The organism is Alishewanella tabrizica, from assembly GCF_014652375.1.
Lineage (GTDB): Bacteria > Pseudomonadota > Gammaproteobacteria > Enterobacterales > Alteromonadaceae > Alishewanella > Alishewanella tabrizica.
The window spans coordinates 41,966-54,469 of record NZ_BMYR01000002.1; the positions used below are offsets into that span (position 1 = coordinate 41,966).

The following is a 12,504-nucleotide window of genomic DNA, read 5'->3' on the forward strand; positions in this document are numbered from 1 at the left end:
TTATTCAATATCTAGTGCGTCAGGTGATAAAATAATACCCGTGCTGTCGGCGTATAAATGATCACCCGGTAAAAAAGTTACACCAGCAAAGTTAACGGGCACATCGGTTTCACCAAAGCCGCTATCGTCTGCACCAATCGGAATGGCATTAACCGCTTGAATACCAATATCAAAATCTTCCAGTTCATCTAAGTTGCGTACGCTACCGTAGCAAACGATACCTTCCCAGCCATTGGTGGCTGCTAATGATGCCAATTCTGCATCGATCAGGGCCCGGCGAGCCGATCCCCCACCGTCAACTAACAGTACCTTGCCAATGCCATTGTCAGCTAGCATCTGCCGCACTAAGCCATTGTCTTCAAAGCACTTTACAGTGTGAATTTTCCCGCCAAAGGAGCGACGACCACCATAATTAGCAAAAATAGGTTCGACCACGTCAACTTGATCGGCGTAAAGATCGCATAACTCTGAGGTATTGTATTCCATTTGTTACTCCGCACCACATTTAGGGATGGCAACAGTATAACCTGCCACCATTTAAGCTCAAGGTTAACTTAGTAAGATTATTGAAGTGTATTACCTGTGCCGCACGCTAGTTCTAGTGTAGCGTGCGTTGTAGAAGACAAAAAAGGCAATTAAAAAATTACAGTTGGTTTGGATTAGTGTTTTGAGTTGGGAAGGTTTCTTTAAATACTCGCTCACTGTCAGCAACAAGTTTTGAGCCCTCAGCAATTTCTTTATTGCCGGTTTCTACCTGTTTTCTTGCCCGCTCTAAATCACGTTCAGCGTTACGGATCCGTTTTTGACCATCAGATACTTTACGTTCACCGCTACTGACCAGCTTAGTGCCTTTCTCCCAGTCTTTTGCTAATTGTTTTTTAAGATCAACTTGCGTTTGTGCATCTGTTGCGTGGCTCCGCATCAAATCTGCAGTCGTGGGTTTGCTAGAGCACCCTATAACGCTAAGTAAAGTTATAGATGCAGCTAACAATAAAGACGAAGATTTAATCATGTAGTACTCCAAAAGCCCAAAAAATAAAAGGTGGGTTTTTTACTACCCAGCACAATAATAATGATAGGGGTATGAATGAAAGATGAACGTGCTAAATTAGGTGAATCTTGCCTAGATAAGGCCAATTAGTACGTTATATTTATATAAACGGGGATAATTACATGTAACGCGGGACATTAAATATTATAAAAAGCGTTACACCGTTTTTATAGCAATCCGTGGTTCACGGCTAGCATTTGCTAGCTTTAATTGCTGTAGATAGTGTTGCCACATAATATCGTGTTGTTGCACAAGTTGTTGTAAGTAGGTGTAACTATATAATCCAGTATTATGACCATCATCAAAACTCAATTTAACCGCATAATGTCCTACTGGCGTTATAGCGGTAATTGCTACGTCGCGTTTATTCGCAACTAATTTCGGCTGACCATGGCCCCGAACTTCTGCAGAGGGCGAATGCACCCGCAGAAATTCGGCACTAAGCGAACCACAGGCGCCATCGTGAGATATCACGTCTAATACACGACGGCGTTGATGATAATGCAGTTTGCTAAGAGGGGCTGACATTACAGTATAAACCGACTGAGATCTTCATCTTGCACTAAGCTACCTAGGTGCAATTCTACATACGCGGCATCAATGGTAATTTGCATACCTGTATGATCTGCGGCATCGTATGAGATCTCTTCTAATAAGCGTTCCATTACCGTATATAAACGACGCGCACCGATGTTTTCGGTTGTTTCATTAACTTGAAAAGCAGCGTCAGCTAAACGCTTAATACCTTCTTTCGTAAAATGAATATCGACACCCTCAGTGGCCAGCATGGCTCGTGATTGCTCAGTTAAAGACGCTTTAGGCTCGGTTAAGATGCGCTCAAAGTCGGCTGCAGTTAAGGCTTCTAGTTCCACTCGAATCGGTAAACGGCCTTGTAATTCAGGCACTAAGTCCGAAGGCTTGCTCATTTGAAAGGCGCCTGATGCAATAAACAAGATATGATCGGTTTTAACCATACCGTGTTTTGTGTTTACGGTGCAGCCTTCAATTAAGGGCAGTAAATCGCGCTGAACACCTTCACGTGATACATCTGGACCACTGGTTTCACCACGCTTACAGATTTTGTCAATTTCGTCTAAAAACACGATGCCATTTTGTTCAACGGCGTCTAACGCTTGTGCTTTTAGCTCTTCAGGATTCACCAGCCGCGCGGCTTCTTCTTCAATTAATTGTTTAAAAGCGTCCTTAATTTTTAGCTTACGCTTCTTCTTTTTTTCGTTGCCCAAGCTTTGAAACATACTTTGCAGTTGCGACGTCATTTCTTCCATGCCTGGCGGTGCCATAATTTCAACACCTATCGGCCCTTGAGCCAATTCCAGTTCTATCTCTTTGTCATCTAACTGACCTTCACGCAGTTTCTTGCGGAAAATCTGCCGAGTGTTGGAGTCTGTACTGGTTTTGTCGGTTTCGCCCCAAGCATCTTTAGGTTTTGGCAGTAGGGCATCTAAGATCCGTTCTTCGGCGGCTTCTTCCGCCCGAAAGCGGTTTTTCGCAATGGCTTGTTCACGGAACATTTTTACGGCACTGTCGGTAAGATCACGAATAATACTTTCTACTTCTTTACCAACGTAACCCACTTCAGTAAATTTAGTGGCCTCGACCTTAATAAAAGGTGCATTGGCTAACTTGGCTAAGCGGCGGGCAATTTCAGTTTTTCCCACCCCAGTTGGGCCAATCATTAAAATGTTCTTTGGTGTCACTTCTTGACGTAATGCAGGTTCAAGTTGCATGCGGCGCCAACGATTACGCAATGCAATAGCGACAGCTCGTTTTGCCTTGTTTTGGCCGATAATATGCCGGTCCAGTTCGTGTACAATTTCTCTTGGAGTCATATCAGACATAAGTTACCTGCTTACAATTCTTCAATAGTTTGATGATGATTGGTGTAAACGCAAATATCACCGGCAATTTTCAGGCTTTTTTCTACGATATCGCGGGCACTTAATTCGGTGTTTTGTAACAGCGCGGTTGCAGCCGATTGCGCAAACGGTCCGCCACTTCCAATGGCAATAAGATCATGTTCAGGTTGAATGACATCGCCATTTCCGGTAATGATTAATGAACTATTGGCATCGGCTACGGCCAGAAGCGCTTCAAGCTTACGCAGCATACGATCAGTACGCCAATCTTTAGCCAGTTCCACCGCAGCGCGCATTAAATGGCCTTGATGCATTTCTAATTTGGCTTCAAAACGTTCAAATAAGGTAAAGGCATCAGCGGTGCCACCAGCAAAACCAGCAAGTACTTTATTGTGATAGAGGCGGCGAACTTTGCGGGCATTGCCCTTCATTACCGTGTTGCCCAACGAAACTTGACCGTCGCCACCCATGGCGACATGGCCATTACGGCGTACAGATACAATTGTTGTCATGAGAATGCCCTATGGCGAATTAACCTAGGGCATAGATAAGGTTGGTTGCTTACGTTTTCAAGCCCAGTTGCGAACCTGACAGGTATTTATCCCCATTTGCCGTAGGCGATTCATATCAACTGTGGCTGCACGCCGGGATTCATAAGGCCCTAAGATAATTCTATACCATACCCCATTTGTGCCTTCGGTACGGCGTACATCCGCTGTGATCCCAGCAAATGCAATTTGCGCTTTCATCGCCTCGGCTTGGCTTTGTTGACGGAATGAACCACATTGCAATTGGGCTGGGCCGCTACGGCGCTGCTCAGTCAGCTCTACAGTAACCTCTTTGTTTTCCAACTCTTGAATGTACTGATAAGGTTCTGCTACTGGTTTTGGCGGCAGTTCATCTTTGGTTTGCGGTTTAGTTGGCGTAGGCGTAGTCGCAACTGGATCGGTATTCACAGGAGTTTGTTGCTTTAAAAACCACAAACCAAACACAAACGCGATGATCACAAAAGAGGATAATGCAATCAATAGCCAAGGTTTATTTGCCGAAACGGCTTTGGCTCGGCTGCCTCTACTATTGCGAGTATTGCTTTGATTTTTATTAGCCGGTTTAGGCCGACTGGCGCGCACATAATCTTTTTGTGGCATAACGAGTGTGTGATTTCCTACAGTTACAACAAATTACCAAGTAAATGCATTCTACCTTGATCGACAAAAAAGGAAATACGTTATCTTGGATTGCATACCATTTGATCAAGACATTAACTTAAATCGAGCGCATCAATGTCTAATTGCCATTTCACTTTACGGCTTAATGGCCAACGTTCCAACACGGGGAGTAACTCGGCTAGGGCATGATGCAACGCCGCACGATGTCGACTGTACAGATGCAACTGCCATCGATACTTACCCGCTTTACGTTCTAAAGGGCACAGCAATGGCCCCATCAATTGCAGAGCAGCGTGGGTCGTGAGCCACGCGACAATCTGCTGCAACCATTGCTGACACAGTTCACTTTGTAAGGCTTCCGTTCTAAATAATGCCAGATATTGGTAGGGTGGTAGTGCTGTTTGCTGGCGTTCTAATAAGGCGCTGCGAGCAAAAGAGGCGTAGCCATTTTGAATAATATCTTGCAATAAGGCATGCTCTGGGTGTTGTGTTTGTAGCAGAACTTTACCTTTGTCGTGGCCACGACCGGCTCGCCCGGCTACTTGCGTGAGTAATTGACCTAATTGCTCCGGCGCTCGAAAATCTGCGCTGTATAATGCCCCATCCACATCGACAATAATGACTAAGGTAACAAAGGGGAAGTGATGTCCTTTTGCCAACATTTGAGTGCCCAGTATGATGCGCGCACCGGGTTGATTGATATCGTTGAGTAGCGCACCTAATGCCCCTTTACGTCGGGTACTGTCTCGATCCAAGCGCGTAATGGGTGTGTCGGCAAACAGATGATGTAAATGTTCTTCTAATTGTTCTGTGCCTTGGCCTACGGGTGCCAAGCGTGAACTGCCACAGTCTCCGCATTGTTTGGGAATGGGTCTGCTGGCACCACAATGATGGCAAAGCAGTTGGCGAGTGTGTTTATGATAGGTTGTAAACGCGCTGCAGCGTTTACATTCGGTCAGCCAGCCACATTCTTGGCAACTGAGCGCTGGCGCAAAACCACGGCGATTTAGAAACAGCATCACTTGCTTGCCACGGCTTAATTGCTGCCGAATTTGGGTAATACTGGTAGTGGCTAAGCCGTATTGTAATTGTTGCTGCTTTAAATCAATCAGCTCAAACGAGGGCATAGCTTGACCCGCAGCACGGTTTTGCAGCTGCAAATGAATAAAACGTCCCTGTTGGCAGTTATACAATGATTCTAAACTAGGCGTAGCAGTGCCTAACAAGATGGGACAGTTTTCCAGAGCCGCGCGTTTTATGGCTAAGTCGCGAGCGTGATACCGAAATCCCTCTTGTTGTTTTAATGAAAGATCATGTTCTTCATCAATGATAATTAAACTTAGCTTTTTAAAAGGTAAAAACAATGCCGATCGCGTGCCGATAACAATAGCGGTAGTGCCACTGGCTGCATTTAACCAACAATTCAGGCGCTCGCCGTCGCTTAAATTAGAATGCCACGCCTGAACAGGAACATTAAAGCGTTGTTCAAAGCGTTGCAGGGTTTGGGGGGTTAAACCAATTTCAGGTAGCAGTAATAATACTTGTTCACCCCGCTCGAGCAGTGGTGCAATGCATTGTAGGTAGACTTCTGTTTTACCGGATCCCGTTACCCCTTCAAGTAAAAATGATCGAAATTGTCCTTGTGCTTGTTGGACAGCTGTCACGGCAATGGCTTGATCAACCGTCAATTGCAATGCAGGCTGCGCCAGACCTTGATAATCATATGCTGGGCGTTCAGTGGCAGTTGCTGTTATCAGCGATTTCGCTAAGAGTTGCTTTAAGGTGTTGCGTGAATACTCGGCTAATAATACCTCTTCTGTTATCGCACCAGTTAGCAGGCGTTGCCACAAGGCTAATTGCTTCGCTGAGCGGGTAAAATCGGCTGCAGTGCAGGCTAAGCCTGCTGGTGAAAGAGTATAAAGCGTTGATTTATAATCACTAAGTAAACGCCCTTCGCGTAGCAACGCGGGCAAAGCAGCAGTAAGCACTTCGCCTAGAGGGTGATGATAATAATCTGCCGCAAAGTTCAGTAGTTGACGCAGTTTTTCAGGTAAAACCGGTACAGATTCCAGAGCAGCGCTGACCGGTTTTAATTGGCTCAGTTCATATGGCGTGTCAGGATCTTTTTGCCAAACTACGCCTATTAATTCCCGCTTACCAAAAGGAACACGCACGCGGCAACCCTGACTAATGTCAACATTCTCAGGCAGCAAATAATCAAAGTGCTGGCGTAAAGGGACGGGTAAAGCAACACGAATAACAGGCACAACAGCTTCCATGGCAATCTTGACTGATATGCAGTTTAAGGAAGGCAGACCCCCTTGCCAAGTAAAACAAAATTACAGGCTTTTTTAACCATGGCAATTGCAACTTTATTGGCTATCCATTAAACTACGCGCCCTAAATTAACTGTAATTTCGTATGGTGTTTGGCATCAAAATATATGACCAGATAGCGATACGGCCCAATGAGGTAAACCATGAAACCAGGTATTCACCCAGAATATAAAGAAATTACCGCAACATGTACTTGTGGTAATTCATTCAAAACGCGTTCAGCTCTGTGTAAAGATATTCACTTAGACGTGTGTTCAGCTTGCCACCCATTTTACACTGGTAAGCAAAAAGTGTTAGACGTTGGTGGTCGTGTTGATCGCTTCAAAAAACGTTTCTCTGTACTGGGCAGCCGTTAATCGCTGGCAGTTACATAAAAAAACCGGAGCGCAGTCTCCGGTTTTTTTATGGGCGGTAAATAACACCGCTCAATCTAGGTTGCTAATTTTAAAAAAGTACGCTTATTGACCACCTGTAAGCACTTCGTTCAACGAGCTTGCACCTCTTTCCGGGCGAGTGCTAGAGCAATTACTGCCGGTTTGCTCACAGCTTACCCCGCGAATACGACTGCCTACAGATCGACTATCGAATTGACCGCTGGCATTTAAACGGTTTACTAGGCCCTCAAGCATGTTGTTCACTTGCATTTGTTGACCACTGACACGAATAACTTCGATGTTTTCGATTTCACGTAAATCTTTAACCAGTAATTCATGTTGCGTGTCGTTAGCCAATAATGCGGTAACTTCTTGGAGATAGGGTTTAGCGCTGTGCTGCCCTGATAACACTAATCTTTTATAAAGCTCTGCTGCGCCGGGTAAATCTTGCTCAATTCCAACCCCATGTTGTTTCAATTGTGCTAATAGCAACATAGATGTGGAAAGTCTTTGTGCTGCCGACAGCTCTAACAATTTGACCGCTTCAGGTAAGTACGCAGGATCTTCGGTTTGAAGCAATTGTAGGGCTTTAGAGTATTGAGCTGGACCATGGTTTAATTGCACAGCTTGATCCAATAGTCGATTCGCTTCGGTTAGATCTTGCTCTACCATAAAACCATTTCGCAACCAATCTGACATTAAAAAAACGGCCATCGCGTTACGTTGCCTTACGCCAATGCGTAGATACCGAACCGCTTCTTTAGTATTTTGCTCTAAGCCATCGCCAGTGGCATAGGCCATTGCGACAAAAGCGGCCGCATCGCCACTACCATCACGTGCCAGCCGCATTAGGCGTCTTAGTTCTCTACTGCAGTCAGTATCAGTACAGATTTTATTTGCCTCAGCATTGTTATCTATACTTTTGGCGTTTGTTGGTGCGGCCAGTAGGCTAAGTACGATTAAACTGCTACTGATGAGAAATTTCATTTTCTTTCCTCAGGTTAAAAAATGGTTAACATATGTAGTTTTGACGATTATCCTTAATTGGTCAAGCTTTATGCAGTTTATAACTGTAAAAAAATGTTTCAATTTATGAATGGCAGATTTTTTATTACAAATAAGTAACGATTAAAAGGGTGATTCGTGAGTCTAATATGCGAGAAATACCGATTTAGATTACTTGGCACATCAATACTTTCTTGTTATAACTGGTTACGAATTATACTAAAGTCTTAATGACCTCATTTTCACATGCTGGTATGTCCAGAATGATTTTAGTGTTTTTCTACTATAGAGCTCATTAAAATGGGCCGCCATCCGGACTGCTGTATAACAATAACTCTGCAGCCGCAGTATGACCCTACACCCATAATTCAGGAAAACAAGAATGTCTGATTTCAGAGAACAAGCCCTACGCTATCATGCCGAACCTCGACCCGGAAAAATTAGTATTGAAATAAGCAAACCTGCAGAAACGGTTACAGATCTCGCATTAGCATACAGCCCAGGGGTTGCTGAGCCCGTGCGCGAGATTGCAGCAGATGCGGATAATGTATACAAGTACACAGCTAAAGGTAATTTAGTGGCGGTTATCTCTAATGGTACGGCTATCCTAGGATTAGGTAATCTTGGGCACCTTGCCTCAAAGCCGGTGATGGAGGGAAAAGCGTTGTTGTTTAAGCGTTTTGCAAATTTAGACTCTATCGATATTGAAGTAAGTCACCGTACCACAGAAGAATTTATTACTACGGTAGCAAATATTGCAGATACCTTCGGTGGCATTAATTTGGAAGATATCAAGGCACCAGAATGTTTTGAAATTGAAAAAGAGTTAATTAAACGCTGTAATATTCCGGTTTTCCATGATGATCAGCATGGTACTGCTATTGTCACCGCCGCAGGCATGTTAAATGCACTGGAAGTTCAGGGTAAAGAAATTGGTCAGGCCATTATTGTATGTATGGGGGCAGGCGCTGCAGCGATTGCTTGCATGGAATTACTGATTAAATGCGGCGCGATGCGCGAGCATATTTATATGTTGGATACGAAGGGCGTTATTCATACTCGCCGTAATGATCTCAACCAATACAAGCAATTGTTTGCGAATAATACGGATAAACGTACTTTAGAAGATGCTTTAACAGGTGCTGATGTCTTTGTCGGTGTATCCGGTCCTGATGTTTTGCCTCCTGAAGCGTTAACATTGATGGCACCTAATCCAATCATTTTTGCTTGTTCAAACCCCGATCCTGAAATAAAACCGGCATTGGCTCATGCCGTGCGTGAGGACTTGATCATGGCAACGGGGCGTTCTGATTATCCAAACCAGGTAAATAATGTATTGTGTTTTCCCTTTATTTTCCGTGGAGCTTTAGATGTTCGCGCCAGTGTCATTAATGACGCGATGAAATTGGCGGCGGTAGAAGCCATTCGCGCCATTGCGAAAGAGCCGGTACCTCAAGCGGTATTAGATGCAGCAAAAGTCGATAAACTGGCGTTTGGTAAATCTTACATTATTCCCAAGCCAATGGACGCAAGATTATTACCCCGCGTTGCTCGTGCCGTAGCTGAAGCTGCAGTTGCATCTGGTGTAGCGAGAATTGCCATGCCAGACCGGTATTTTCAGGACTAAACGTGGTACAGAACTGGAGCGATAGACATACGGACTACACTTACGTACTAAACCTAAGCCGTAAATCTGGTTTCAGCAGTAAATATCGCTATGTATGAGATAAAAAAAACCGCCTCTTGGCGGTTTTTTTATTCGTCGTCGTTTTCGGCTTCAATAATAACCGGGATGGGTTTACCCATACTGGTTAAAATTTGCCGTACTTCGGTGGGTATTTGATGCGGATTATCTTTGCGCAAGTCTTCATCTGCAGGCAGAGGTTGCCCTGTAAACGCATGTAAAAACGCTTCACACAATAATTCACTGTTGGTGGCATGCCTTAGGTTATTCACCTGACGACGGGTTCGCTCATCCGTTAATACTTTTAACACATTTAGCGGGATCGACACGGTGATTTTTTTAACTTGTTCTGATTTTTTACCGTGTTCCGCGTAAGGGTGAACATATTCACCATTCCACTTTGCCATAAGGGTCCCTTGTTATTGGTCGAGAAAAGATTGCTCGCGCAAAAGCGGAATTCTACTGTTTTATACGAGACAGTCAAATAGTGCGCAGTAAATAATCATTATAGACGGCTAAATGGATTGACTTCCAGCATTAACATATTATAATTTTAGCCATCTAAACATCCAAATGAGTTTCTTATGACAAAGCGTCATCCTGCAACTGTGGTTGCTCGCGCTGGGATCGCCGAAGATCCTACTTTCGGTGCGGTAACGCCACCAATTTATCTAACATCAACTTATGAGCTAAATGCCTTTCGGCAGCCAGGGCCTTATGATTATTCGCGCTCAAATAATCCTACTCGCGATGTGTTAGGTGATGCTTTGGCTGAGTTAGAAGGCGGAGCCAAAGCTATAGTAACCAATACAGGGATGTCGGCTTGCTTATTGGCACTGCAATTACTAAAGCCAGAAGATACATTGGTATTTCCACATGATTGTTATGGCGGCAGTTATCGTTTGTTTATTAATTTAGCCCAGCGAAAGCAAGCGTTTAAAATTCAGATTATTAATTTTCAAGATGATAATTGGCCTACACAGGTACATGCCGCCAAACCGGCGATGATTTGGCTTGAAACACCGAGTAATCCATTATTACAAATCACCGATATTCGTGCAGTCTGTCAATTAGCAAGTGTCATTGGGGCGAAAGTCGTCGTCGATAATACGTTTTTATCGCCTGTGTTACAGCAACCGTTGGCGTTAGGTGCCGATATTGTGGTGCACTCCACTACGAAGTTTATCAATGGTCACAGTGATATTATTGGTGGTGCGCTGATCACGAAAGATCTTGCCGTTGGCGATGAATTAAAATGGTGGGGTAACTGTTTAGGTTTAACAGGTGGAGCCTTGGATGCCTATTTAACGTTGCGTGGTTTACGTACGTTAAACTTACGGATGCAAAAACAGCAAGAAAATACGGCTAGCATTGTTTCCTTTTTGGCAGCGCATCCGCTGGTTGCTAAAGTATTTTATCCCGGTTTACCCAGCCATCCGGGGCATGCGATTGCAAAAGCACAGCAAAATGGTTTTGGCGCCATCTGTAGTTTTGAGCTAAATGCCCCGTCAGACTATTTACACGATTTCTTTGCCGGGCTTAGCTATTTTACGTTAGCACAATCTCTCGGGGGAACGGAGAGCCTTATTTGCCATCCTGCTAGCATGACGCATGCCTCGATGGACGCGGCCGCACAACAGCGTGCAGGTATCAGTGCGACGCTGGTGCGATTATCTGTTGGTATTGAAGAATGCACTGATTTAGTGGCCGATTTAACGCATGCCTTTGAGCAAGTGACATTGCGTTTAGCAAAGTAATTTAGGATCTTATTATGACAGCGACGCTTGCAACCCCGCTTTTTGAAGCGGAATCTTATCCTCGATTATCTGTTATCGTGGCAGGTACAGGTAATGTTGGTATTGAGTTTTTGCGTTTATTTCGACGTCAGCAACAACGTTTAGCAGGCCAGTTAGATTTGCAATTAGCAGGCGTATTTAATTCGCGAAAGGCCTTACTAAATTCTTCTCTAGATAGCGATACATGCCCTAATGTGTTAGCGCAAAGCCCAGAGTATGAATTAGCAGAATTGATTACGTACTTGCAACAGTTACCTGCACCCAAGGTATTGGTTGATATTACACCGAGCCAGGAGTTTGCCAGACTTTATCCCGTATTTGTAGCAGCGGGTTGTCACTTAATCAGTGCTAACAAACAAGGCGTGACTCTACCAGTATCTGAGTATCAGGCTATACAAACGGCCTTGCAGCAACGCGATCTGCATTGGTACAGCAATACCACCTGTGGTGCGGGGATCCCGGTGCAACGTGTGTTACAAGAATTACGCGAAAGTGGTGATCAGATCCGACGGGTAAGTGGCGTGTTCTCAGGGACTTTGTCCTGGTTATTGTGTCGTTATGATGGTAGTAAGCCTTTTTCAGAATTTGTGTTAGACGCAAAAGCTCTGGGATATACCGAGCCAGATCCACGTGATGATTTGTCAGGGAAAGACGTGCAACGTAAACTGTTGGTATTAGCGCGGGAATTACAGCTCCCATTAGAGTTGGCTGATATTGCTTTAACACCCCTGCTCCCAGCAGGGCTTGAGCAGGGTGAATGGTCCGAATTTTGGCAGCACCGCGTGCAACTTGATCAAAGTATGGATGCCTACTTTCAAGCGGCGCAATCTGCTAACAAGGTATTACGTTATGCCGCGTCATTAACGTTGAAAGAGGGGACGGTAATAGCTGAAGTGAAGCTCGTTGCTGTTTTACCTCAGGATCCACTCGCTGCCTTGGCGCCCTGTGAAAATATGTTTGTTATTGAGTCAGATTGGTATAAGGATAGCCCATTAGTGTTAAAAGGGCCTGGTGCAGGTCGCGAAGTAACGGCAGGCGGCTTACATGCTGATTTAGCCGTGTTGGCCAAAGCCATAATGGCCGCGTTTTAGCGAAACAGCAAAGTTTTTATGCATAAAAGTGCAGAGTCTGCTGCAGGTTGCTTGGCAAATTGACTATAACTCGGTTAATCTGAGTAAAGAATTAGCTACGCACTCTGCTGCTGACTAACCG

Annotated in this window: 13 protein-coding genes; 4 read left to right on the forward strand and 9 right to left on the reverse strand. The window is 44.6% G+C overall.

Features of this window, described 5'->3' with window-relative positions:
• The 7 genes from rraA to priA all read right to left on the reverse strand — a co-directional run bounded on the left by rraA (position 1) and on the right by priA (position 6,376).
• A complete protein-coding gene (gene rraA / locus IE070_RS02585; RefSeq protein ID WP_189480169.1) occupies positions 1-486 on the reverse strand; it encodes a ribonuclease E activity regulator RraA in 486 nt (161 codons plus the stop codon).
• A gap of 157 nt (positions 487-643) precedes the next feature.
• Positions 644-1,012: a hypothetical protein gene (locus IE070_RS02590; RefSeq protein ID WP_189480172.1), complete on the reverse strand. Its 369-nt coding sequence runs from the start codon at positions 1,010-1,012 to the stop codon at positions 644-646.
• A gap of 195 nt (positions 1,013-1,207) precedes the next feature.
• Entirely contained in the window at positions 1,208-1,579 is a 372-nt protein-coding gene (locus tag IE070_RS02595; RefSeq protein WP_189480174.1) for a gamma-butyrobetaine hydroxylase family protein, read from the reverse strand.
• Positions 1,579-2,910, reverse strand: a complete 1,332-nt coding sequence (gene hslU / locus IE070_RS02600; protein WP_189480176.1) for an ATP-dependent protease ATPase subunit HslU — start codon at positions 2,908-2,910, stop codon at positions 1,579-1,581. Before hslU ends, IE070_RS02595 begins: the two co-directional genes overlap by 1 nt.
• An 11-nt stretch (positions 2,911-2,921) precedes the next feature.
• The gene (gene hslV, locus IE070_RS02605) at positions 2,922-3,440 is read right to left on the reverse strand and encodes an ATP-dependent protease subunit HslV (protein WP_189480179.1); all 519 of its coding nucleotides are present in this window, start codon (positions 3,438-3,440) and stop codon (positions 2,922-2,924) included.
• Between the two features lie 57 nt (positions 3,441-3,497).
• Positions 3,498-4,076 (reverse strand): SPOR domain-containing protein, encoded by a 579-nt coding sequence (locus IE070_RS02610; protein ID WP_189480180.1) that lies wholly within the window; start codon positions 4,074-4,076, stop codon positions 3,498-3,500.
• A gap of 113 nt (positions 4,077-4,189) precedes the next feature.
• Positions 4,190-6,376 carry a primosomal protein N' gene (gene priA / locus IE070_RS02615; protein ID WP_189480183.1) on the reverse strand — a complete coding sequence of 729 codons (2,187 nt, stop codon included), beginning with the start codon at positions 6,374-6,376 and terminating at the stop codon, positions 4,190-4,192.
• Between the two features lie 200 nt (positions 6,377-6,576).
• On the opposite strand from priA, the gene rpmE reads away from it, so the two are divergent.
• Positions 6,577-6,789, forward strand: a complete 213-nt coding sequence (gene rpmE, locus IE070_RS02620) for a 50S ribosomal protein L31 (protein ID WP_189480185.1) — start codon at positions 6,577-6,579, stop codon at positions 6,787-6,789.
• Positions 6,790-6,891: 102 nt separating this feature from the next.
• Here the strand turns inward: rpmE and IE070_RS02625 are convergent, their stop codons facing one another.
• A complete protein-coding gene (locus IE070_RS02625) occupies positions 6,892-7,794 on the reverse strand; it encodes a tetratricopeptide repeat protein (protein ID WP_189480187.1) in 903 nt (300 codons plus the stop codon).
• Between the two features lie 400 nt (positions 7,795-8,194).
• On the opposite strand from IE070_RS02625, the gene IE070_RS02630 reads away from it, so the two are divergent.
• On the forward strand, positions 8,195-9,439 hold the full coding sequence (locus IE070_RS02630) for a malic enzyme-like NAD(P)-binding protein (protein ID WP_189480190.1): 1,245 nt from the start codon (positions 8,195-8,197) through the stop codon (positions 9,437-9,439).
• 128 nt (positions 9,440-9,567) lie between these two features.
• On the opposite strand, the gene metJ is transcribed toward IE070_RS02630, so the two are convergent.
• Positions 9,568-9,903, reverse strand: coding sequence for a met regulon transcriptional regulator MetJ (metJ, locus tag IE070_RS02635; RefSeq protein WP_189480192.1), 336 nt, complete (start codon positions 9,901-9,903; stop codon positions 9,568-9,570).
• A 177-nt stretch (positions 9,904-10,080) separates the two neighbouring features.
• On the opposite strand from metJ, the gene metB reads away from it, so the two are divergent.
• Positions 10,081-11,253, forward strand: coding sequence for a cystathionine gamma-synthase (gene metB / locus IE070_RS02640; protein ID WP_189480194.1), 1,173 nt, complete (start codon positions 10,081-10,083; stop codon positions 11,251-11,253).
• Between the two features lie 14 nt (positions 11,254-11,267).
• Positions 11,268-12,383 carry an aspartate kinase gene (locus IE070_RS02645; protein ID WP_189480196.1) on the forward strand — a complete coding sequence of 372 codons (1,116 nt, stop codon included), beginning with the start codon at positions 11,268-11,270 and terminating at the stop codon, positions 12,381-12,383.
• Positions 12,384-12,504: the final 121 nt, after the last annotated feature.